Origin of the sequence: Pseudomonas sp. MWU12-3103b, assembly GCF_023100615.1 — a bacterium.
Lineage (GTDB): Bacteria > Pseudomonadota > Gammaproteobacteria > Pseudomonadales > Pseudomonadaceae > Aquipseudomonas > Aquipseudomonas putida_A.
Genome location: NZ_JALMEY010000019.1, coordinates 59602 through 81892, shown reverse-complemented (window position 1 = coordinate 81892; position 22291 = coordinate 59602). Strand labels below are relative to the sequence as shown.

Sequence of the window (22291 nt, the reverse complement as noted above, 5' to 3'; positions counted from 1 at the left end):
CCGACACCCAGCGTGCCGAGGAGAAAATTGCGTCGATTGACCGCCATCAGCTCACCCCCAGAATCGACGACAGATGCGCATTGAGAAAGCGTCCGCTCGGGTCCAGCACCTGACGCACGTCGACAAACTCGCGCCAGCGCGGGTACAGCGGTTGCAGATTCTTCGCGTTGAGCGTGTGCAATTTGCCCCAGTGCGGGCGGCCGTTGTACTTCCAGAAGATCGGCTCGACCGCGGCGAAGAAGTTGTGGTGATCCATCTGGTAATGCTGGTGCACCGAGATCGAACAGCTGTCGCGGCCTTCGAACATGCTCAGCGGAATGTCGTCGGCCTTGACGTAGCGGTACTCGATAGGAAACCAGGTGCGCAGGTCCTTGTCCTGAATCAGCTTGAGGATTTCACGCAGACAGGCCGGGCCGTGTTCGGCGGGCACCGAGTATTCCATCTCGTTGAAGCGCACGGTGCGCACGTTGGCGTAGATGTCGAACGAGTCGCCGACCCGATCATCGAAACTCGCCAGGTGCCGCAGGCTGTTGAGCAGCGTGCGGCGCAGCTCGGGGAAGTCGCTGCCGTATTTGTCGATCTTCTCGATCAGGGTCACGAACTCATTGCCGCCCTCCTCTTCGGGCGGGATCGGCGGCGTGGCCGGGACGCTGGTTTCGTTGAGGGCGATGGACAGCGCGTAGTCGGAATGGGTGACCACGAGCATTTCCCAGTGCTGGTTTTCCCGGGTGTTCTTGTCGAGGTCTTCCAGCAGCTCTTCGGTCTTGGCGATCCACTGGCGTTCGCACAGGCGGTAGGCCGGGCGATTTTGCAGACGGATTCTGGTGGCCACGCCAAGAGCGCCGAGCGAAACGCGAGCCGCGTTGAATACTTCAGGGTGACGCTGGCTGTCGCACTCCAGCACCTCGCCATTGGCCGTCACCAGTTGCAGGCCACAGACATGCGCCGAGTACGACTGAAAGGTTTTCCCGGTGCCGTGGGTCGAGGTGGAAATTGCCCCGGCGAGAGTCTGGTAATCGATATCGGCCATGTTCTGCAGCGCTTGGCCGACGTCCTTCAGCGGCACGCCCATGCGCGACATTGGCGTGCCGGCGCCGAATTCGGCCTGCAGGGTGTTCGGATCGTGGTCGAGCAGCCCGGTGAAGTAGCTCAGCGACAGCAAAGTGCCGTCGGTGGGCACCAGTGCGCTGAACGAATGCGCCGAACCGACCGGGCGGATCTTGCCCTGGGCCTGACGAATCGCAGCGCTTAGTTCATCAAGATTCTTCGGCGCCAGCCGCGCCGCCGGCAGGCAACTCTGCCCGCCCGACCAGTTGCGCCAGGGAATCAGTCGCGGGGCGCGCATCAATTGCCCCAGCGCGGGGTTGGCCGCCAGTGCACTGAACGCGCCGACGATGCTTGCCCGTTGCAACAACTGACGCCGTGTCAGATCCATACTCATGCGCGCGCCCTTATTGTGGGAGGGGCTGGTCGGCCATGAAGCCGATCAGTTGCAGGAATTGCTCTTCGGTGCACTCGACGCACTGGCCCATTGGCGGCATGCCGTTATAGCCGTTGATGGCGTGGTCGAGCAGCGTGTCGGCGCCCTGGCGGATGCGTGGTTCCCAGGCTTGACGATCGCCAGTCAGCGGCGCATTGGCGGCCGGGTTGGCGTGGCACAGCTGGCAGCTGTTGGCGTAGATCTGCGCCAGGGCCGGGTCGGTGGGAGTAGCATTGTGAGTGGTCGCCGGCGGTGCGGATTTTTCGTCGCAGCCGCACAGCGTCATCATCAGCGCCAGCAGTAAAGTGAGTGGGATTGCCCGCATAACGATCCTCGAGGGTGGCATCGCTTTTTGTTGTGATCACACCTTAAGGCAGGCACGGCAGCGGGTTGAGGGCATTGCCGGACAACGATGGGGCCAAACGGGGCCAGTAGAGAGTGTTCAGGCAACCCGATTCAACTGTGGGAGCGGGCTTGCTCGCGAATGCGGTGTGTCAGCCATGAGGATGTCAGTTGAAAGGACGCATTCGCGAGCAAGCCCGCTCCCACATTGGATTTCATAAACCAGTCAGAGCTCTGTTCCGCCTCTCTGCGTGACATTCGCGTGACATTGGCGGGTTTAAATGTCGGCGCATTCAGGCGTATAACCTGTAAAGACTTTTTGATCTGTATACGGACATCAACACGGGGTAGCGACATGACCACAGCAAACATCCTTGGCAATCTGTTCCCTTCTGTCAGCGACATCCCGGAAAAATACCGCCTCGACGGTCAGGTCGAGCAACGCGAATACCTCGTCGATGGCCAACTGCGGCGCTGGGACGGCCCACTCGCCACCGTGCGCAGCCCGGTGTATCTGCACGGCGAAAACGGCGATGAACAAGTGATTCTCGGCAGCACCCCGCTGCTCGACGCCGACACCGCCCTCACCGCCCTCGACGCCGCCGTGCGCGCCTACGATCGCGGTCAGGGCCTGTGGCCGACCATGCGCGTGGCCGAGCGCATTCAGCACGTCGAAGCGTTCCTCGGCCGGATGCGCCAGCAGCGCGAAGCCGTGGTCAAGCTGCTGATGTGGGAGATCGGCAAGAACCTCAAGGACTCGGAAAAAGAGTTCGACCGCACCTGCGATTACATCGTCGACACCATCAATGCACTGAAAGAACTCGACCGCCGCTCCAGCCGTTTCGAACTGGAACAGGACACCCTCGGCCAGATCCGCCGCGTGCCGCTCGGCGTGGCGCTGTGCATGGGGCCTTACAACTATCCGCTGAACGAAACCTTCACCACGCTGATTCCGGCGCTGATCATGGGCAATACCGTGGTGTTCAAACCGGCCAAGCTCGGCGTGTTGCTGATCCGCCCGTTGCTCGAAGCGTTCCGCGACAGCTTCCCGACCGGCGTGATCAACGTGATCTACGGCAGCGGCCGCGAAACCGTCAGCGCGCTGATGGCCAGCGGCAAGATCGACATCTTCGCCTTCATCGGCACCAACAAGGCAGCCAGTGACCTGAAGAAACTGCACCCGAAACCACACCGCTTGCGCGCCGCGCTGGGCCTGGATGCGAAGAACCCCGGCATCGTCCTGCCGGAAGTCGATCTGGACAATGCGGTCAGCGAAGCGGTCACCGGTTCGCTGTCGTTCAACGGCCAGCGCTGCACCGCGCTGAAGATCCTGTTTGTGCACGAGGACGTGGTCGACGCCTTCATCGAAAAATTCAACGCCAAACTCGCCACGCTCAAGCCGGGCATGCCGTGGGACAGCGGCGTGGCGCTGACGCCGTTGCCGGAGTCGGGCAAGGTCGATTACCTGCACGGTCTGGTGGCCGACGCGCAGAGCAAGGGTGCGCAAGTGGTCAACCCGAACGGCGGCGAGAGTCGCGAGTCGTTCTTCTACCCGGCCGTGCTGTACCCGGTGACGCCGCAGATGCGCGTGTACAACGAAGAACAGTTCGGCCCGGTGGTGCCGATCGTGCCGTACCGTCATCTCGATACCGTGATCGACTACGTGCTGGAATCGGATTTCGGTCAGCAACTGAGCCTGTTCGGCACCAATCCGGTGGCGATTGGCCGACTGGTCGATACCTTCGCCAATCAGGTCGGGCGGATCAACCTCAACGCCCAGTGCCAGCGCGGCCCGGACACCTACCCGTTCAACGGGCGCAAGAACTCCGCCGAAGGCACGCTGTCGGTACACGATGCCCTGCGGGTGTTTTCGATCCGCACACTGGTGGCAACCAAGTTCCAGGACAGCAACAAGGACCTGATCAGCGAAATCATTCGCGGCCGCGATTCGAGCTTCCTGACCACCGATTACATCTTCTGACGAGGACTTTGCACTGAGCACCTTCAGCACCCAACGACTGCCACCGCTGCTGCGGCGAATCCTGCGTCCGTTGCTGGACCCGTACCGCCGCTACCAGCACGCCCGATTGATTCACGCGGTGCGGGTAGCGCTGGGGCTGCTGGCGACCATCCTGCTGACCACCGGCATCAACCTGCCCCACGGCGAGTGGGCTTCGGTGACCATGCTGGTGGTGATCGGCGGCCTGCAACACCACGGCAACATCGGCAAGAAAGCCGCCGAACGCGCCACCGGCACCCTGATCGGTGCCGGCGTCGGTCTGCTGCTGGTGGCGCAACAGGCATGGCTGGGCCTGCCGTGGCTGACCTACTTTGCCATGGCGGTGGTCTGCGGGTTCTTCTCCTATCACGCGATCGGCAAGGGCGGGTACACCGCCCTGCTCTCGGCAATCACCGTATTCATTGTCGCCGGGCATGGCGACAACCCGATCACCGATGGCTTATGGCGCGGGGTCGACATTCTGATCGGCATCGCCCTGGCCCTGGCATTTTCCTTCGCCCTGCCGCTGTACGCCGTGTATTCGTGGCGCTACAACCTGGCCGATGCCTTGCGCGACTGCGCCACGTTGTACGGGCGGATCATCAGCGGCCAACCGGTCAGCGCCGATGAACATCTGAAGCTGATGGGCCGGGTGACCGCGGTGATGGTGCAACTGCGCTCGCTGATGCCTTCAGTGTCCAAGGAAGTGAAGATTTCCATGACCGAGCTGGACGCGATTCAGCGCAACCTGCGCATGTGCGTCAGTACCCTGGAAATCCTCGGCAACACCCGCCCGGATGCCAACGACCCCGAAGCCATGGCGCATCTGCAATCGGCGCTGCAGGCCGAGCACCGGGTGATCCGCGTGCAACTGATCGGCATGGCCCGGGCCTTGAAGTCTGGCGCCACGCAACGCCTGCAGCGCCCGCTGGAATTGCCTGACGCGAGCCTCGACACACCGGTCTACAGCACGCTGGACGGTTACCGGTTGCTGACCCGACAACTGGCCGCGAACATTGGCGAACTGCGCCAACGCCTGGCGATGACGGCGCCGCGCTGGAACATCTGAATCAGCGGAAAAAACCATGTAACAAAGCCGACATCATCACTACAATGCGCCGCACAATGGATGTGACATGGACGCATAAATGCAATTCAGGAAGAGTATCAACGCCCTGCGGGCACTGGCCGTGCTTTCGGTCGTGCTGTTTCATTTCAAGGTGCCAGGGTTTGAAGGCGGATTCGTCGGCGTAGACGTGTTCTTCGTCATCTCCGGCTTCCTGATGACCGGCATCATCGTCAATGGCGTGCAGCAGCAGAACTTTTCCCTCCTCGGTTTCTACGCCTCCCGCGCCCGCCGCATCATTCCCGCCCTGCTGGTCCTGTGCGTTGCGCTGCTGATCTTCGGCTACTTTTATCTGCCGCTGGATGACTTGCGCGAAACCATCCGTACGATCAAGAGCAGTCTGCTGTTCAGCTCGAACTTCAGCTTTGCCCAAAGCGGCAATTACTTCGCGGCGCCGCTGCATGAAAACTGGTTGCTGCATACCTGGTCGCTGTCGGTCGAATGGCAGTTCTACCTGCTTTACCCCGTGCTGATCATTGGGCTGCACCGGTTCTTCGGCACCGATAAAACCCGCTTTGCCTTGCTGGCCGTGGCGCTGATTTCGCTGCTGGCGTCCATCGTCGTGACCCGCGTCAACCCGACGTTCGCTTTCTACATGCTGCCCACCCGCGCCTGGGAAATGATCGCTGGCGGGCTGGTTTTTCTGTTTCCCCTACGATTGAGCCAGCGCGGCGGCGCGATTTGCGAAGGATTCGGCTTGCTGGCGATTGCCGTCAGCGTGCTGGTTTTTTCTGAGGCGGATCTGTGGCCGGGCTACCTGGCACTGGTGCCGGTGCTGGGGACGATGCTGGTGATTCACGCCAACACCCGGTCGATGTTCAGCGGCAATCCTGCGCTGCAATTTGTCGGGAGCATTTCCTACTCGGTGTACCTGTGGCATTGGCCGCTGGTGGTACTGCTTTACCTGTGCGGGCTGTTGAGCAGCTGGCCGCACGTGATCGGCGCAATCATCGCCTCGTTCGCCCTCGGCACCCTGTCGTTCTACCTGGTGGAATCGAAGGTGAAGAAAGGTACGAGCGCTACTCGAACAGTGATCAAGTTCGCGTCACTGACGGTAGCGGTGGTAGCCGTGTCGGCAACGACGTCGTCGCTGGTCAAGCAACACCCCGACTGGCGCCCGGCACTGGTCGAACTCGGCCAGCCGGAATACACCAGCAAGCTGTATCCGCAGGAGTGCTACCCGAATGCCTATGCGGCGGCGGATTGCAAACTGGGCACGGGTGATGTGTCGGTAATTCTGTATGGCGACAGTCATGCGCAATCCACCGCAGCAGCGGTGCAAATGCACAACCCGCAAGCGGCGCTGTCGTGGTCACGGGGCGGTTGCCCGACCCTGGCGCACTTCGCCATGCACGACAAGACCGTCGAAAGCCAGTGCCGGGGCTTCAATCAGGAAAAGCTGCAACAACTGAAAACCGCGTACGCCGGCGTGCCGGTGGTGCTGTTCAGCCGTGCAGCGCTGTATGCGGATTCGGGCCGGGAAAACAGCTACCGGATTTCCTTTCCCGAGCGCCAGGCCACGTTTGCCGAAGCGTATACCGAAGAATACGTCAGCACAGTCTGCTCGATCGCTGAAAACCATCCGGTGTATATCGTCAAACCGATCCCGGAGATGCCTTTCAGCGTCTACAAGGGCTTGAACCTGAATCAGCGATTGTTCCGGCAAAACACAGACATTTCCTTGCCGTTGCAGGTCTATGAGAAGCGCAACCGCATCGCCATCGCAACCATCGAAGCCGCCGCCAGCCGCTGCAACGCGACGGTGATCGACCCGACGCCGTACCTGTGCCCCGACGGCAACTGCATGGGTTCCATGGACGGCGTGCCGCTGTACTTTGACGACAATCATCTGGTGGATGCCGGCAATCAACAGCTCAAAGGCCTGTTCAAGGATCTGATCAAACCGATTTGAGCTGGCGCCGGGCTTTCAGGCCCCAGCCCTGTTGCATCCCGGCGGCGGCCAGCAGAATTGCTGCCACCCCGATCCATTGCAGGATCTGCAGGCGATGGCCGAAGGCGAACCAGTCGACGAAAATCGCCGCAATCGGGTAGATGAAGGACAGCGCACCGGTCAGGGCAGTCGGCAGTTTCTGGATCGCGCCGTACAGCAGCACGTACATCAGGCCAGTGTGGACGATGCCCAGCGTCACCAGACTGGCCCAGGCTCCGTTGGTTTGCGGCAGGCCGTTGAAGTGCGCGAACGGCGCGAGCAACAGCACTCCGGTGCAGACCTTTATCAGCGCGATCAGATGCGGCGGCGTACCGGTCAGACGCTTGATGATCAGCGCCGCCATCGCGTAGAGCAACGCCGCCCCCAACGCCAGCGCAATCCCCAGCAGATATTCGCTACCGCCCTCGCCCTGCCCGCCATGGGCACTGACGATCGCCAGCATGCCGAGAAAGGAAATCGCCAGCCAGAACAGCTTTTGCAAGGTGATTTTCTCGCCGAGAAACAGCGCCGCCAAACCGACCAGCATGAACGGCTGCACGTTGTAGACCGCTGTGCCGATGGCAATCGAGGCGCGGGAATACGAGCCGAACAACAACACCCAGTTGCCGACAATCGCCACCCCACTGAGCACCGCGAGCAGGAACGTGGTGCGGGTCAGGATGCCCGGACGCAAGAAGCCGAACGCCGCGCATATCAGCAGCAAGGTGCCGGCGCCGAACACGCAGCGCCAGAACACCACATCCAGCACCGGTTGCCCGGACACCAGCACGAACCAGCCGATGGTCCCGGAAATCAGCATGGCGGCGGTCATTTCCAATGAACCACGGCGTATTGTGTTGTCCATCATCGATCTCCCTAAGCGTTTGACGAAAGCGTGGCAAAAGTATGCCAAGCCGACCATGAGCGCCTCCAGCGCAAAAAGCAGGCTAAACTCGATTTCTGCCTTTTTTATCGTGGGTAGTTTCCCTTAAATGCCTAATACCGGAGTTGCCCCATGACCGACGATATCGACCAGATCCTCATCAGCGCCTTGATGGACGACTCGCGTCGCTCGCTCAAGGCATTGGCGCAAATCAGCGGCCTGTCCTCACCCAGCGTGGCCGAACGCCTGCGCCGCCTGGAGGAGCGCGGCGTGCTCAAGGGCTATACCGTCGAGATCGACCCCAAATGCTTTGGTTATCAACTCCAGGCCATCGTCCGGGTGCGACCACTGCCGGGGCAATTGCAGGAGGTGGAACGTCAAATCATGTCGATCCCGGAGTTCACCGAGTGCGACAAAGTCACCGGCGAGGACTGCTTCATCGCCCGCCTGCATGTGCGCTCGATGGAACAGCTGGACACCCTGCTCGACCGCCTCAACACGCTGGCCGAAACCAACACCGCGATCGTCAAGAAAACCCCGGTCAAACGCCGTTTGCCGCCGATGGCGTGAATGCTTTCTGCGCCTGTTCGGCGTAGATTGAGGTTTTCCCGGCGAAAGGATTGGGCGGTAATGAGAATTCAGGCAGTGATGCTGACAGTGTTGATGCTCGGCGGGTGCGGGACGGTGCAGACCGTTGTGCTCAGCGACAAAGCTTCTGTGGACCAGCTGAAGACCAAGAAGAGCTACTGCGGCGCTGTTCCGCGCATTTACAGCGGTGCAACCTACGACTTCTGCATGCTGCACGCCGAAAAGCCGGATGACGTCGACGCGTTCAATTACAACAACGCCTCCCTTGGCCTGGTGGTCGATGCAGCAGTCTCAGGTGTGCTGGACACATTCTTGCTGCCCTACACGATTTACAAGCAACAGGCCGATGGCAGCATCGTGATCAACTGATTGAAAACCTCCAGACGCCGAGACGTCTGGAGGCTGCTGCACTTTACTCGAGCAATTGCTGCAAGCTTGGGTCACGCATGACTTTTTGCTGAGGCTGCGAATTGTCGTCGCCTGTCTTGAGCATTTTCAACTTGAGGTTCTGAACCTTGGCGCAGGCGTTCTTGCCATCGGCGTAGATCCCGCTCATGTCACATTTCCATTCGAAATAATTAACCAGACCGCCTGACAGTTGCAGACTGTAGTCCGTGCTCTTGGTCCCTGGCGTGAACGGATGACCCGCCGGAATATTCTGGAACCACTTCATCCATTCCGCAGAACCCGGGCTCGGTATTTTGTCCTTGGGCTGGAAGGTGGGATTCATGATCGCCACCTGTGGCGACTCACCCGTGGCGTGGCAGCTCAGGCAGGAACTGTTGGGGTTGTCTACAGGCCCGTTGAGGCGACCGTTCCAGCCCAGGTGGGTGGGCGGCAGTTCTTTGGTGTTGGCGTTGATTGCCGTCTGCTGCAATGCCGGGTTGATTCTGGTTTCAGTCGGCGTCGGATTGGTGAAGTCATTGCCGGTTTCTTTCGGATCGTTACCCCACATGATCCCGACCGGAACGAGATTGTCCCAACCGGGTTTGCCGGTTTTAGCCCCGTTGTACTGGAAGGTGCCGAAAATCCAGCCTGTGTCGCTCATACGGGTATCACGCACGGCGATGTCCATCTGAATGAGCGCAACATCTTTGATCTTGCGATTTGCGGACGTGAAAGTTTCAGTGATATAGCCTTGCCACAACACCGGGTTGACGAGGAACGGTACGGTGGTGCGATCAATATCGGCAAACAATGCCTTGCAGACTACGGTGCCATTGGCAAAGCTTTTGGGTTGCGAAGTGAAGCCAGGATCCGGGTTGTTCGGATCTTTCCAGACCTCGCCAATGGTGTAGGCGCCAATGTCGTTGTAAATGCCCACGGCGTAGGTCTGGCCACTGGCGATCTGCGTCTGTGCCAGTTGTTTGACCGGAATCTGCGCTTCCTTGGTCAGACCATGAATACCTTCACGCCCCAGCGGGCCATAGTGCTGCCAAGGCATGTGGTACCACTGACGCAGCTTGTTCTTCTGTACATTCCAATCGACCTCGACATTGCCTTCCAGGCAATAGTGCTTCACCTCCTCCATGTAGGCACGCCAGGTTTCAAAGTTGTTGTCGGGTTTGGCCGGAAGTTTTTTGAAAAAGTCCGGCAGCGCTCCTTGGGAAGCTTGGGTCGGGTAACTCTGGCTGAGTTCGAACAACGGGCCTGAATATTGGCTGGCGGGTGGCTGATAGCCAAAATCGGGGTAGACACCGGCAAGAGTCGAGGCACTGAACAGTGCTGTCGTGATAGCCAATACGGCACACTTTCCTTGGGACTGGTTCATCGATGATCTCCTTGATTGGGACAACGCCTGCAGCGACCCATGAATCGAGTCCGACCACCAGGGCCTCCATTATTTTTTTGATAATCAGGGACTCGGCTTGCGGGCCGAGAGCAACTCACGGTTGAATCTGGGTAGGCTGGTTTGGAGGACCTCCTGTTTTCCGGATGAACGAATACGACAACCCGGGCGAAGCTGCGGGCTTGAACAGAAGAAGAAACATGGGATGCGGGGGCTGTAGAAGGTGTTACTGCATGCCGACTCCTGTCGACCGCCTGCCGTTCTTCCTTGTCTTAGGTGTAGGCCAATTCCATAAAGGCGCCATGATTTCTTGAAAAAATGTCGGCGAAAGGCCACTACGCTTTCGCACGGGCAACAAAAAACCCGCCGAAGCGGGTTTTTTGTTGATTCACAAACAGCGATCAGTCGTCGCGGCTCATGATGCCGAAGATCTGCAACAAGCTGATGAACAGGTTGTAGATCGATACATACAGGCTAATGGTTGCCATGATGTAGTTGCGCTCGCCACCGTGGATGATCGCACTGGTCTGGAACAGAATGCACACCGACGAGAACAGCACGAAACCGGCGCTGATCGCCAGTTGCAGGCCGCTGATCTGGAAGAACATGCTCGCCAGCGTTGCACCCAGCAACACGAAGAAACCGGCGGTGATGAAACCACCGAGGAAGCTCATGTCCTTGCGGGTGATCAGCACATAGGCCGACAGACCACCGAACACCAGTGCGGTCATGGCGAATGCCGAACTGACCACTTCTGCGCCGCCCTGCATGCCCAGGTAACGGTTGAGGATCGGGCCGAGCAGGAAACCCATGAAACCGGTCAGCGCAAAGGCGGACACCAGGCCCCACGCAGAATCACGGAGTTTGTTGGTGAGGAAGAACAGCCCGTAGAAACCGATCAGCACCACGAAAATGTTCGGATAGCCGACGCGCATCTGCTGGGCCACGAAAGCCATCACACCGCTGAATGCGAGGGTGAGCGCCAGTAGACCGTAAGTGTTGCGCAGGACGCGGCTAACCTCTAGCTGCTCAGCCTGCACGCTGTTGTGAACTGCGTAATCCTGTTCGCGCATGGCGACACTCCTGTTGGTTTGAAACGTTCAGTGGCAAAGATCATAACAGACGCTCTGTAACAAGCCATGCACAGAGTTTGACAGTGTGTTTCATTCAGGTATTATGGCGCCCGCAACGCAAACGGAGGTGTGGCCGAGTGGTTTAAGGCAACGGTCTTGAAAACCGTCGACTGTAACAGGTCCATGAGTTCGAATCCCATCGCCTCCGCCATCTTATGTACGACAAAGCCCTGATTATTCAGGGCTTTGTCGTTTCTGGGGGTTGAGGAAATCAATCGGCCGTCTCGTTTGGCACGGAAGCATTCTCTGGGAGGCGTAAATGCCCTCCCGCCAAGCTTAACCAGCAAATAAAGATCTGCCGAATTAAACGGCATACGGAAAAACCCGGATGACTTCTTTCAGAAATGCTGGTTTCTGGGGCAAAGTTTGGGCTTGTGCCTGGGTAATGTTTCTGCTGCTGACTTCCGGCGATTCCGGCGCTAACTGGATGGATATAAGCTCATCCGGCCGCAAGCGCGTCTTCAGTCCTGGCTTTCTCGTGCTGTGCGTTTTTGTAGCTGTGATTGAGTTGATACTGCTCAACCACTTCTACGGTGCGCAAATGAACTGAAGGCGAGGTAGAGCATTCTTTCCACGCGGCTCGGCGTCATCACGCGGTGTTGCCTTCCTGATGCGGCAGATTTATCAGGCTTCAGTTCTTCCTGTTTTCACAGCAGCGTGAAAAACTGCGCGTTCTTTGTCACCCACTTTTTGCCTGCATTGATGGAACGGCCGATGGACATCATGGATAGCCAGCAAGAAAACACCCTCGAAAAGTCACTCAGACTGGCGGCGGATGAACCCGCCCACCGACCTGATTTTTTCAAGACGCTGCTGAATTCGGAAATCTACGTCCTAGGCACCGCCGGCACTGGCGAAGGGCAAGTCAACCTTGAGGCAGGCAGCAACATCAGCATTGCGCACTGGCAAAAGCCCGACGGCTCCGCTGTCATCCCGTTTTTCACTTCGTTGCATACACTACGAAGATCCATAAACAGCGAGGAGTCCTATATAGAGATCCCGGCCAGATCGCTGTTTGAAATCACGCTGGGCACTCCTCTTTTCCTCAATCCGAAGTCTCCCTACGGGAAAGAGTTTTTCCCCGAGGAAGTGCGCTACCTGCTCTCCGATGAGATCGGCCAGGGACCGGTGCAGCGCACGGTCGAAAGGGACACTCAGGTACTGCTCGGGCAGCCGTCGCAATATCCCTCGAAGATGGTCCATTCGCTCAAGCAACTACTCGCCAGACATCGCAATGTGAAGCGCGCGTTTCTGGCATTGATGCATGACGCTTCGTCTGACCAAAAGCCTCATCTGATCATCGGGATCGAAGCGGACGGCGATTTTGAACAGGTCATGCGCGAAGCGGGCAGCGTTGCCGCGGACTTGGCTCCGGATGGCGAACCCGTTGACCTGTACCGCGTTCATGACGCAGATTCAGGCCTTAGCGATTACTTGCTCAAGCAAACCACGCCCTTCTATGAACGGAAGTCGGCAGGCTGGCTGCGTTCATTGTTTGGTTTTGACAAAGTATGAAGGAAGTCCAATTGCACGACTCCAAATATCTGGAAGACCTCCGCTCCCGCTTCAACGCTGGAGAGGAGCTGAACTATGTCTTTTTCTGGGGACACCAGCGAAGCAGGCACGGAGTCAGCGCTTCGTGCTTCAGCCAGTGGTTCGAAGCCGAATTTGTTGTCGACGGGCAACGCTACGCGACTGCCGAACATTTCATGATGGCAGAGAAAGCAGCCTTGTTCGGCGATCAGGACATTCGCGCTCAAGTGCTAACGGCGCCTACGCCCAACGCGGCCAAGGCGCTTGGCCGCAACGTGCGTGGATTCAACGAACACGATTGGTTGCAACAACGGTATGCAATTGTCGTCCGGGCCAACCAGGCCAAGTTCTCGCAAAACCCGGAGTTGAACGCATTCCTCAAGAATACCGGTTCTCGCATCATCGTTGAGGCCAGCCCGGTTGACAGCATCTGGGGCATCGGACTCGCCCAGGATCACGTAAACGCGAATAACCCCAACCTGTGGCAAGGTCTGAATCTGCTGGGGTTCGCGCTGATGCAGGTCCGCGACGAAACATGATTCGCCCACGTCGCAGTGGCGAACACCGCGACGGGCGTACCGCACAGAAGCCGGGCAACTTACGCGACCGCCCTCTCATGCTCGCTTTTCCTTCGGGACGCTCTAACAATGAATGGGGGCGGACGCAGTTCCTGACGCGAAAGCTGGCCGGAGTGAGTGCGCTGATGAACTTGAATGTTCTCGCCTACAACTTGAAACGGGTCATGAAAATCATCGGTGCCTACGGCTTGATGGAAGCGCTAATGGCCTGAAAAAGGCTAATTTCGGCCCATTCCAGAGGCTGTAAAAACAGCGTTGGCGTGTTCCAGGCTACGAACGATATGGCGCGTGACATGACCGTGCGATCTCTCGGTCAGCAAATGTCACTGCTCGACGACGATGAAGTCCATGAATGTTTTACACACTCTGGGCCGCTGGCTGCCGCTCAGGAGCGACCGCATTCGGCCAATAGCGGCCGTTCTGGAATGGCAGGAAACGACCGATAACTGTCTTCGATACGCAACTTTCGCCCGGCAGCGGCTCGATTGTAAGAATATGGCGGAGAGCTGCAAAACCGCCTACGCTTATAGAATGATTCCTCGAACGCCTTGCCCATCTGGTGGTATAGAGCCGAGAGATCTGACTTCCTTTGACCGTCCACTTAACACCCACCCGGACCGACCCGCGCCTATCGCCAGTAACTGGCCCTTGAATCCGGTCCACATGACCAGCAGTACGGCGCAACGGGTAAAAGCCAGATCCAGTCCCCCCACCTGCCGTTCAAAAGCGACCGATGCCGCAGCACCTCTGGAAACGGGGGCGCTGTTCACGTTCTGCCATGAGGTCAATCCGTATGTATCGGCCGAGCACGATTCCTTACCAGCAGCATCGAGGGTTCAGCCGAACCTTCACTCAGGGGCATTTGAGCCTTGGATTATTCTTTCCCATGGAGGCGTTCGACGGGGACACTCCGAGCATGCTCAACCAGGTCACACTGGCTAAACAAGCCGAGGCGCTGGGCTTCTGCGCGCTCTGGTTTCGCGACGTGCCGCTTCGCGACCCTGGCTTCGGCGATGTCGGCCAAGTCTTCGACCCCTGGGTTTACCTGGGTTATATGGCCGCCCATACCTCGGAGATTGCACTTGGCACCGCCTCCATCGCCATCCCGCTGCACCATCCCCTGCACACGGCCAAGGCGTCAGCCAGCGTCGATCAGTTGAGCACTGGTCGCTTGATTCTGGGGGTTGCTTCGGGAGATCGGCCAGTGGAGTTTTCGGCGTTTGGCGTCGATCCCGAAAGGCGTGGAGAGATCTTTCGAGAACACTACGAAGTGATTCGCCGCGCCCACAGCACCAGTTTTGAGCCCATCCACTGGAGCACTGGTGAAATGCAAGGCGCAGACCTGATTCCGAAACCTACCACCCAATTCATTCCAATGCTCGTGACCGGCAACAGTCGCCAGTCACTGGATTGGATCGCGCGTGAGAGCAACGGATGGATCAACTATCCACGCATTCCGAATATGCAGCGGCTGGTCGTGGAAGATTGGCGATTGGAGGTCACCAGGCAATGTGGCTCTGTGTACAAGCCCTTTACTCAGTCGCTGTACATCGATCTCGATGAGAATCCGTCCACGCCACCCACACGTATCCATTTGGGTTTCAGACTGGGACGTTACCATCTACGGTTTTTGCTGGAGTCGCTTGAGGAAATCGGCGTGGACCACGTCATTCTCAATCTCAAATATGGCAAGCGCCCTGCGGCGGAGGTTATCGAGGAATTGGGTACGCACATCGTTGCGCAGTTCGGAGTGCAGCCGCGTCAGGCAGCTCATTGAACATCGGTCACTGCTACGCCGACGAATGCTCACTTGACGAAACCATAAGGTGTCACGGCGCGGATGACCTCCGGTTCTATATCACTGATGGAGATCTTCGCGCCATGAGCGACCGGTGCCCGGCAAACAATCTACCCTACCCAGCCTAAACCCGTGATGAGCACGTTGCCTTGCAGATTCTGTGCGGCTTCCACGCCGTCCATGGACACGATTTGCGCGCGTATCCTTTCACTTAACCGAGCGCGCGAGCATGGTATGAATCCTTGACACGGCACTTTAGCCATGACTTTTATCTTCAATACAGGTGTTTTGATTGATCACCGCCCGGAACAGCAGCAGGCCCAGGCTATCCTGATTTTCACAAAATACATCCTGGGCCTCCCCGAACTGAATGGAACTTCCTGTTGGATTTGCTTAACCGGGCAGCTTGGCCGCAAGGACGTCAACCTTCTCGATTGATGGAGGTTCGGCAAACAGCTCGGCAGCATTTGCCATAAGCGCCGCCGCGACCTTGCCCGAAAGATGAGCCTGCCGGCCCGCTTCATCCGGGAATGCGTCAAAGATGCCAAAGGTAGACGGCCCCCAGCGGATTCCAAACCAGGCTGTAGTGGCTGGCTCCTCCTCCACTAAAGGAAGGCCGCTCAAGAGAAAGCGCTCCACCTCTTTCTCTTTCCCAGGTTTTGCTTCCAGACGAACGAACAACGCTACTTTGACCATGACGTGGCTCCTGTTGTTACGATGCGGCTGGTGCTATCTGGTCGCAATAGCTAAAAGGGGCATCCGGCTGTTAACTATGGTCGACGACACCACGATTACAAACCCAAAGAGACCAAGGGTAGCGTCGCATGTCGCTCGGACACTGAGAATGACGTAGTAGGCAGCGCGCAAACCGCAGACCAGCCGCTTGATCACTTTTCCCGAGCTGTGGCCTGATAATCAAGACTCAACGATATCTGAAATTCAGGAGAACATAACAGATCATGGTGACTGTCAAGCCGACCAATATGTACTCGACACGCGGTAGAAATATAACTAACCCACCTAAAGAAAACACGATCAAGGTGTTTTGCAGTATGTATTTCCTTATTCGACTCACAGCTATGAATATAGCCATATTGCTTCCCCAGGAAAAACAAGACCATGCCGGTGATCGACATAATCTGGAAATCGCGCATCGCAATGTCATTCAGGATCGCATGCCTGATCAAATTTGCCAGAAGCGCCAACCCCATAAAAAGAAAAAGGTGCGAGTAGATCAAGGCGTGCCCACTCATACTGCTGTGATTTTTGCTCAGCAGGTAAAAACTATCAAAATAGATCCACCAGATACTGCAGATCATGATGAATCCGGTGATGGCCGCCATCACATTGTAATAACCCCATTGAATGTTAGATAAGCCTCCGGAAAGGCTAATAATTGACTCCCCCAATAAGATTAGGGTGAGTAGGCCTATGCGCTCAACCAAGTGCTCTGTGTGTGCTGGCAACGGCTTTAATTTAGTCCAGAAAAATACAGGAAACAGAATATCAAGAACAATCCCAATATAAGCAATAAGGTAACGCAAGGGCGGGTCAAAAATAACGGATGAAAGGCTAATAACTGCGCTAACTAATAGGGCGAAGCCGAGCCTTGAGGAAAGTTCGCCGCGAGAATCGAGTTTACTAATGGACGAAATATACATAACACTGATGATCGCACGTATACCAAAATAGCAGGCAATAATAAGCGGGTAGTTCACTTCCAGGTTTTCCCCGATCCGTGCCGATAGCACAATGAGCAGGAGCATTATGAATAATGTTGCCAAACGGTGAAGATTGCTGTCTGTATCAAACCTGTTGGAGTAAATCGTGTGACTGGACCAGATCCACCACAACGGTACAAAAAGCAGTAAGAATGTCCATAGTTGCTTATGTTCAAAGTGGCCTTCATGAACATGTCCGAGAGTGTGCGTAACCTGGCCAATCGTAACAACGAAAGTCAGGTCAAAAAACAACTCCAACCATGTTGCATGTCGATTTTTTTCATAATATTTCAAAGATTTCATTAGCTGCCGGCTCCGTGTACACCTCTTTAATGTAGAAGGAAGCTAACGCTGGTTTGCCCTCGGCTCTGGTGTGGGTGATGCCGGGCCGATGTCGCAATTTAGCGATTTCGTCCGCGCACTAACAGAAGCTCAATCATCTGACTCATCTCGTTGAACTCTGGGACCCCGTCATAGCGAAGCCCGTCAATGTAAAACGCTGGGGTGCCATTCACGCCGCTGCGTACACCGCCATTGAAATCGGCTTGTATTTTGGGAATGTAAGTATCCTCTTGCATTGCAAGATCGAATTCCTCCCTGGAAAGGCCGTGTTTGAGAACGATGGCGCGATACAGCGGCAGGCCCAATCGATCCTGATTTTCGTACAATTCGTCGTGGGCCTCCCAGAAGAATCCTCGACTCCCGGCATACTCAGCGGTGACCGCTGCACCCAATGCATGGGGGTGAGCGGTGGTCAGAGGGAAGTTACGGAACACAAACAGCAAGTCATCGCGAAAATGCTGTTGCAGATTCTTGACCATCCAATACGCTTCACCGCAATAAGGACATTCATAGTCACCAAATTCCACCAAGGTGACCTTGGCATGCGCACTTCCCTGGCGATGGTCGTTGGCACTTACCGGGACTTTGAGAGTGGCCATGTAATCACCTGTTAATTTTTGGTTGGCGTGCTTTGTGGTGAATTCGCCAGAGCATCCAGCGCATCCAGAATGCCGTCCGCCCCAGGGTTGATTGCCATTGGTGAGATGTAGCTCCAGGCGACCACCCCCTCCTTGTCAATCACGAACAGTGCCCTCTTACAAACTCCGAGCTGGGACTCGTACGCTCCATACTGTCGTGCCACCGCCCCTTTGGGCTCGAAATCGGCCAGCAGGCTGAAGTGGAAATTTCGATCTTTGGCAAAGGCCTGATGACACCAGGCGCTGTCAACCGAGATACCCAATAGCACCGCACCGTATTCTCTGAAGGTGGGTAACAACTGGTTGTACAAGGTCAGTTGGTCACCACACACCGAAGTCCAGTCAGCGGGATAAAACGCCAATATCACAGGATTTCCCTTTAGCTCACGCAGCGACAACTGTTGATCAGGGGTTGCGTGAAGAGTGAAGTCGGGCGCGACAGTACCGGCCGGCAGCGGACCCTGAACCAGGTCGCCATTGGTTTTTTGTGCATCATCGAACTCTAAAATATTCATTGCTTGAACCTTGATAGATGGGTGGTTGGGACGTGCTCAGTGGGATGCGACGTGCCCGGCGGGATAACTCCATCCACCATCAAGGGGTTCAAAAAAGACAACGCTGCCTCGAACTCAGCCTGAGCCTGAGTGATTTCGGCAGCGAAACGTTGACGTTCCGCATTAAGGAACACAAGAAGATCCGCCGTGTAATCGCGGAATTGGATTAGGCCAGGTTGGCAGGGGAATGGTCAGATTCGCTCTGGCTCACCAATGACTATAGTCGTTGATGACGCTTGCCGTAGTAGCTGAACGAATTTTCGGAACCCTCCAGTGCCAACAACACTCACGCGCTTATCTTGCTGCCATTTCAGGCGGCGTTTTAACACGATGATTTTGTCAGCTATTTCGCAACTTCAGACAAATCTACATCTGCTTTCTGGACGACAACTGCTGCCCGTTACGACAAGCAGAAATCGACCAGTGGCAGACAATGAACCGCCTTCAGGTCGACAGAATAAAGGTTGATATGAGAAATGCTCTGGGCAAACGAGTCGTTGTCATCAGTGCCGGCATCGTGGGCGCTTCGCTGGCGTATCACCTGGCTGATAAAGGCGCGAATATCACCTTGGTTGAGGCTGAAGGTAATCAAAGATGCGGCTCGTGCAGCGATGGTGCTGTACCTAACGAATAGTCGAGATCGGTCTTCGGGAAGCTGAGCGGTAGCCTTTGCGAATATTGTCACTGACCGCTTTTGGCCGGAAGCGGCCGGCCGTGAGCGGCAGTTTCCGGCAAGAAACAACCATGTAGAATCATTCATTCGCAGCCATGTCATGGTCAGAAATCGAAAATAACCTGCGGAAAAAACATGGATTTGGTTCAGATCGCACCTGCGGCATACCACATAACGGACGACTACTGGCATCTTCTCAAAGCGGAGGACGGCGCTGTTTATATTCTCGTCGAATGTGAAGCGTCTTTCGTAAGTTACGAATGTCTGATCAAGCTGAACGCCGAGGAGTTGCGTGACTACCACGGCCTGGGCTGGTTATCCATTCAGTGCCTGGCTAATCGAATCAATTACTTCGTCGGTGATTACAACGAAAGAAAAATCACAGGACCATTGCTTGAAGCAGCCATTCAGGCATCGAAGCTCTAGTCATTTCATGGCGCTTGGTTAATGTCAGTCCGCACGCATGTAGACAACCACCATGTTGGAAACGGTTATCAATGAGCGGCTGCTTCTGGCCGATTTCTGCCTGTCGCGAAGGGCCGCAGCCGAACCAAAGCAGTCATAACAGCACGCGCGGCGAGATCATTAGAAAGCTTGGCTTTCCCGGCCTAGTCACTGCTACTGCCCATCAAAATCCATCTTTTCCCACCATTCTGAATATCGAAAGCGAAGTCCCAGAACACCGGGGATGACGGATGGCCTTTGGTTAGCCAAAATGAGGTTATGGTGCTTGCATGGTCGAGGCGCACATGCACGAATAGGTCTTCAAGAAGACTAAGGATTTCGGAGCGCTTAGCATTTAGGTCAAGTGGGCCGTAACCGCCATCCCCGACGTGCAGCAGTTGCTCGGCAACCTCGCCGCGTGCCTCGCTTGCAGTCACGCAGGACTGCCCGCCAATGATCACTTCGTTACCAGTACAATGAGCGAGTTGCTCTTGGAGCGTTCTATTTAGGTCGAAGGGCCCGTAGGTGTTAACCCAGACTGAATAGTTGAAACCCTCCAAGAGATGCTCAAGCCTGAGGATTTCGTTTGCGCGTAAATCTTGGGTGATACGCATGCTGGCTCCTCGAATCAGTGCTTAGAAGCCTACCTGAATTGCCTCAGCTTTTGTTGATACTCGATGACCACTTCTGGCCGATTTTTGTCTGTCGCCACCGTCAGCTTTGGGTCGAAAGTCGTCGTTCACTACTGTGAGTAAGGCGCGTTATCTGCCGACTGATGCCAAATAGATCCATGGGCTCGGCAGAGCTCAACGGAATATCTGTCGCACAACATTTCGATGGCGGCTTTATCAAGTGCCTGATCTGAAGAGGAGATTGACCCACCACAGGTCAGGTACAAGTACAACGCAGCCAGGGCCTCCAGCCTCGACGAGTTGGACTGCACGGTAAACCTTGAGACATCTACCTCGCTCGCATGGATTTCGATGTAAGGGTCATCGCTCTCTCTGTCCTTCACATACAGGTATGTCCAAGAGCGGCTGTTCACAGGGTATGAATCACCATCCGTGTCTACGTTTCGCCCAGGGCCATAGAGCAAATCCAGAAAACATCTGAAGTCGGGCCGTTCGCTAACGACGGTCACTGTGTACATAGGTTCTCCGTATTGTCCGCTTTGGGTCGATTTTTGCCTGTCGGAACGGGATTAATCGGCCAAACCTGGCGGTGGTAGGTGGCCGAAAATGGCAGATCCAGGCAGGCGCCCTGTAGTGAGAACTTAATGCACGGATAGAACGGACTATTTCGACAGAAATTGTGAGGTGTCGTCCGCTACGTAGTAGAGAATGTACCCGGAATACACTAGAGAACCGGCAGCAACTTCCGCTTTGAAGCACTCTGTGAGTGCATCCTCATCAGCAAAACCGTATCCCGACAACTTGTCACCTGCGAAACTAGCAAGTCGCCACGCGTCGAAGCCACCGACCTCACCATGAGCCCCAAAGTCAAAGTCTACTGTACCTGTGGGGAGACTAACCGCGCAGCCATAGCCGTGCTTGAAGTAACGAACTCCGCCTTCTAACTCTCCGCGCTGAGGAATGTCAGTGCCCACCCAATCCATATTGGTCAAGGGCCGCGGAATACCAGACCGATGCATCATGTCCACAGCGGAGCCAACACTTGCTTGGTAGTCGCTGATCAAAATGGCGAGTTGGTTATTCATAAAGTCTCACGTTATAAGCAGCACTGAGTCCAGAGACCGCAGAGAGTAGCAGTCGACGCAACTGATGGGCAGCTCTTGGCCGTTTTCTGCCCTCCACGAACGCCACAGATCGGCCATTAGCCGCCACTCACAAGCAAACTCGCTTTTTTGTAGCAATCAAACCAATAGCGATCTCCTTCAACAGCGCGGCCATGGCCTGGGACGCCTTCGCCGCCTGCCTCAGTTATACCCTCCTGTCCACTGGAACCAACTGGGGGTTCAAGGATGCTGATGTCCCGATTTCCGAACGACTGCGTGTCAACTCGCCTGAGTGTATACGTGAGTATCGTCAACGCAGGATTGGGCATCGCGCAGGGGCCGGGGGCGAGCGAAGAAGAAATCAGTCAGCGCCTGCATCCTTCACGTCGATTTGCGTAATACCCACCAGACTGGCCTGCTCCAGTATCTCTTCAGCAGTCGAGTCAGCTGTTGGCATGATCAGACTGTTCTCAGCATCCCCAAAATGCAGTTCCAGCAGATGCATGGCAGCGTCGTGAATGGAGAGCTTCGACTGCTGCAACGCGAGTTGATGCGTACGGGACTCGCCGTTGAACAGGTACTCGATGGTGTAATTGCGCATTAATAACCTCAAAATCAGAGTGGCAGATAACTACCCTGACTTACCGGTCAATCGTTAGTTCAAGCGGATAAATGTTCTGCAGCTCAACTGCGAGAAAGCGTTTTCAGCCGCTCGACCAAAGCCGCTTCAAAAATCACGTACAGCTTTTCAGCATCGCCGGCACGCAGAACCTCGCTGGTTTCCAGCCCAAGCACGAAGCCATCCGCACGAGCCCCCGCCTTCACGGCGATGATCATCGAGTCTGCCCGGACAATCTGCGCCAGGAGCCGATCAGCTTCACGTTGCATCTTTTCGCTCAACACTACGCCTTCCACTTTCCTCACCTTTCATTCAATGCGACATCCAACATTTATGAGATCAAGGCTACGCCGCCGATAACGGCGCCTCAAGCCGCACGCCAATGA

24 protein-coding genes, 1 tRNA gene and 4 pseudogenes are annotated in these 22291 nt (G+C 56.3%); 14 read left to right on the top strand and 15 right to left on the bottom strand.

What is annotated here, in order from left to right; translation table 11 throughout:
- Positions 1 to 46: 46 nt before the first annotated feature.
- Complete coding sequence (locus tag M0808_RS24805; protein WP_247842738.1) at positions 47 to 1375, bottom strand: D-arabinono-1,4-lactone oxidase; 1329 nt, start codon at positions 1373 to 1375, stop codon at positions 47 to 49.
- A 76-nt stretch (positions 1376 to 1451) separates the two neighbouring features.
- Positions 1452 to 1805 carry a c-type cytochrome gene (locus M0808_RS24800; protein WP_139054499.1) on the bottom strand — a complete coding sequence of 118 codons (354 nt, stop codon included), beginning with the start codon at positions 1803 to 1805 and terminating at the stop codon, positions 1452 to 1454.
- A 372-nt stretch (positions 1806 to 2177) separates the two neighbouring features.
- Between M0808_RS24800 and M0808_RS24795 the strand changes: the two genes are divergently transcribed.
- From M0808_RS24795 to M0808_RS24785, 3 genes are all read left to right on the top strand, one after another.
- Entirely contained in the window at positions 2178 to 3803 is a 1626-nt protein-coding gene (locus M0808_RS24795; protein WP_027613768.1) for an NADP-dependent glyceraldehyde-3-phosphate dehydrogenase, read from the top strand.
- A gap of 46 nt (positions 3804 to 3849) precedes the next feature.
- Entirely contained in the window at positions 3850 to 4890 is a 1041-nt protein-coding gene (locus tag M0808_RS24790) for an FUSC family protein (RefSeq protein WP_247842737.1), read from the top strand.
- A 79-nt stretch (positions 4891 to 4969) separates the two neighbouring features.
- The gene (locus M0808_RS24785; RefSeq protein WP_247842714.1) at positions 4970 to 6859 is read left to right on the top strand and encodes an acyltransferase family protein; all 1890 of its coding nucleotides are present in this window, start codon (positions 4970 to 4972) and stop codon (positions 6857 to 6859) included.
- Here the strand turns inward: M0808_RS24785 and M0808_RS24780 are convergent.
- Complete coding sequence (locus M0808_RS24780; protein ID WP_247842713.1) at positions 6846 to 7742, bottom strand: DMT family transporter; 897 nt, start codon at positions 7740 to 7742, stop codon at positions 6846 to 6848. The two genes, M0808_RS24785 and M0808_RS24780, sit on opposite strands and share 14 nt — an antisense overlap.
- A gap of 150 nt (positions 7743 to 7892) precedes the next feature.
- Between M0808_RS24780 and M0808_RS24775 the strand changes: the two genes are divergently transcribed.
- Both M0808_RS24775 and M0808_RS24770 read left to right on the top strand, forming a co-directional pair.
- Entirely contained in the window at positions 7893 to 8330 is a 438-nt protein-coding gene (locus tag M0808_RS24775; protein WP_027613772.1) for an Lrp/AsnC family transcriptional regulator, read from the top strand.
- Between the two features lie 60 nt (positions 8331 to 8390).
- Positions 8391 to 8717, top strand: a complete 327-nt coding sequence (locus M0808_RS24770; RefSeq protein ID WP_027613773.1) for a YceK/YidQ family lipoprotein — start codon at positions 8391 to 8393, stop codon at positions 8715 to 8717.
- Positions 8718 to 8760: 43 nt separating this feature from the next.
- On the opposite strand, the gene M0808_RS24765 is transcribed toward M0808_RS24770, so the two are convergent.
- Entirely contained in the window at positions 8761 to 10119 is a 1359-nt protein-coding gene (locus tag M0808_RS24765; protein ID WP_247842712.1) for a hypothetical protein, read from the bottom strand.
- 419 nt (positions 10120 to 10538) lie between these two features.
- Positions 10539 to 11210 (bottom strand): Bax inhibitor-1/YccA family protein, encoded by a 672-nt coding sequence (locus M0808_RS24760; protein WP_027613775.1) that lies wholly within the window; start codon positions 11208 to 11210, stop codon positions 10539 to 10541.
- A gap of 123 nt (positions 11211 to 11333) precedes the next feature.
- Here M0808_RS24760 and M0808_RS24755 point away from each other — a divergent pair.
- From M0808_RS24755 to M0808_RS24730, 6 genes are all read left to right on the top strand, one after another.
- Positions 11334 to 11421: transfer RNA gene (locus M0808_RS24755), tRNA-Ser, on the top strand.
- 177 nt (positions 11422 to 11598) lie between these two features.
- Positions 11599 to 11820 carry a hypothetical protein gene (locus M0808_RS24750; RefSeq protein WP_247842711.1) on the top strand — a complete coding sequence of 74 codons (222 nt, stop codon included), beginning with the start codon at positions 11599 to 11601 and terminating at the stop codon, positions 11818 to 11820.
- A 164-nt stretch (positions 11821 to 11984) separates the two neighbouring features.
- Complete coding sequence (gene sseB / locus M0808_RS24745) at positions 11985 to 12785, top strand: enhanced serine sensitivity protein SseB (protein WP_247842710.1); 801 nt, start codon at positions 11985 to 11987, stop codon at positions 12783 to 12785.
- 11 nt (positions 12786 to 12796) lie between these two features.
- Positions 12797 to 13342, top strand: a complete 546-nt coding sequence (locus tag M0808_RS24740; protein WP_150368138.1) for an NADAR family protein — start codon at positions 12797 to 12799, stop codon at positions 13340 to 13342.
- Positions 13339 to 13593, top strand: coding sequence for a hypothetical protein (locus tag M0808_RS24735; RefSeq protein ID WP_247842740.1), 255 nt, complete (start codon positions 13339 to 13341; stop codon positions 13591 to 13593). Before M0808_RS24740 ends, M0808_RS24735 begins: the two co-directional genes overlap by 4 nt.
- 581 nt (positions 13594 to 14174) lie before the next feature.
- The gene (locus M0808_RS24730; protein WP_247842709.1) at positions 14175 to 15158 is read left to right on the top strand and encodes an LLM class oxidoreductase; all 984 of its coding nucleotides are present in this window, start codon (positions 14175 to 14177) and stop codon (positions 15156 to 15158) included.
- Between the two features lie 38 nt (positions 15159 to 15196).
- Here M0808_RS24730 and M0808_RS24725 read toward each other — a convergent pair.
- The 6 genes and pseudogenes from M0808_RS24725 to M0808_RS24700 form a co-directional block, all read right to left on the bottom strand.
- Positions 15197 to 15379, bottom strand: a pseudogene (locus tag M0808_RS24725) (potassium transporter); the annotation flags it as partial.
- Positions 15380 to 15572: 193 nt separating this feature from the next.
- Positions 15573 to 15875, bottom strand: a complete 303-nt coding sequence (locus M0808_RS24720; RefSeq protein ID WP_247842708.1) for an antibiotic biosynthesis monooxygenase — start codon at positions 15873 to 15875, stop codon at positions 15573 to 15575.
- Between the two features lie 191 nt (positions 15876 to 16066).
- Positions 16067 to 17203, bottom strand: a complete 1137-nt coding sequence (locus M0808_RS24715; RefSeq protein WP_247842707.1) for a low temperature requirement protein A — start codon at positions 17201 to 17203, stop codon at positions 16067 to 16069.
- A gap of 98 nt (positions 17204 to 17301) precedes the next feature.
- Complete coding sequence (locus M0808_RS24710; RefSeq protein ID WP_103367061.1) at positions 17302 to 17841, bottom strand: thioredoxin domain-containing protein; 540 nt, start codon at positions 17839 to 17841, stop codon at positions 17302 to 17304.
- Positions 17842 to 17852: 11 nt separating this feature from the next.
- Positions 17853 to 18395 carry a redoxin domain-containing protein gene (locus M0808_RS24705; RefSeq protein ID WP_150370648.1) on the bottom strand — a complete coding sequence of 181 codons (543 nt, stop codon included), beginning with the start codon at positions 18393 to 18395 and terminating at the stop codon, positions 17853 to 17855.
- 36 nt (positions 18396 to 18431) lie between these two features.
- Positions 18432 to 18720 (bottom strand): annotated as a pseudogene (locus M0808_RS24700) (TolC family protein); the annotation flags it as partial.
- 183 nt (positions 18721 to 18903) lie between these two features.
- Between M0808_RS24700 and M0808_RS24695 the strand changes: the two are divergent.
- Both M0808_RS24695 and M0808_RS24690 read left to right on the top strand, forming a co-directional pair.
- A pseudogene (locus M0808_RS24695) lies at positions 18904 to 19017 on the top strand (FAD-dependent oxidoreductase); the annotation flags it as partial.
- Positions 19018 to 19242: 225 nt separating this feature from the next.
- Positions 19243 to 19533, top strand: coding sequence for a hypothetical protein (locus M0808_RS24690; RefSeq protein WP_247842706.1), 291 nt, complete (start codon positions 19243 to 19245; stop codon positions 19531 to 19533).
- Between the two features lie 182 nt (positions 19534 to 19715).
- Here M0808_RS24690 and M0808_RS24685 read toward each other — a convergent pair whose 3' ends face one another.
- Together M0808_RS24685 and M0808_RS24680 are read right to left on the bottom strand one after the other, a co-directional pair.
- Positions 19716 to 20165, bottom strand: a complete 450-nt coding sequence (locus M0808_RS24685; RefSeq protein WP_247842705.1) for a hypothetical protein — start codon at positions 20163 to 20165, stop codon at positions 19716 to 19718.
- Positions 20166 to 20845: 680 nt separating this feature from the next.
- On the bottom strand, positions 20846 to 21268 hold the full coding sequence (locus M0808_RS24680) for a hypothetical protein (protein WP_247842704.1): 423 nt from the start codon (positions 21266 to 21268) through the stop codon (positions 20846 to 20848).
- Positions 21269 to 21483: 215 nt separating this feature from the next.
- On the opposite strand from M0808_RS24680, the pseudogene M0808_RS28600 reads away from it, so the two are divergent.
- A pseudogene (locus tag M0808_RS28600) lies at positions 21484 to 21628 on the top strand (LysR family transcriptional regulator); the annotation flags it as partial.
- Positions 21629 to 21647: 19 nt separating this feature from the next.
- Here M0808_RS28600 and M0808_RS24675 read toward each other — a convergent pair.
- Both M0808_RS24675 and M0808_RS24670 read right to left on the bottom strand, forming a co-directional pair.
- Positions 21648 to 21887, bottom strand: a complete 240-nt coding sequence (locus M0808_RS24675) for a hypothetical protein (RefSeq protein ID WP_027613842.1) — start codon at positions 21885 to 21887, stop codon at positions 21648 to 21650.
- 83 nt (positions 21888 to 21970) lie between these two features.
- Positions 21971 to 22201 carry a hypothetical protein gene (locus M0808_RS24670; RefSeq protein ID WP_027613841.1) on the bottom strand — a complete coding sequence of 77 codons (231 nt, stop codon included), beginning with the start codon at positions 22199 to 22201 and terminating at the stop codon, positions 21971 to 21973.
- Positions 22202 to 22291: the final 90 nt, after the last annotated feature.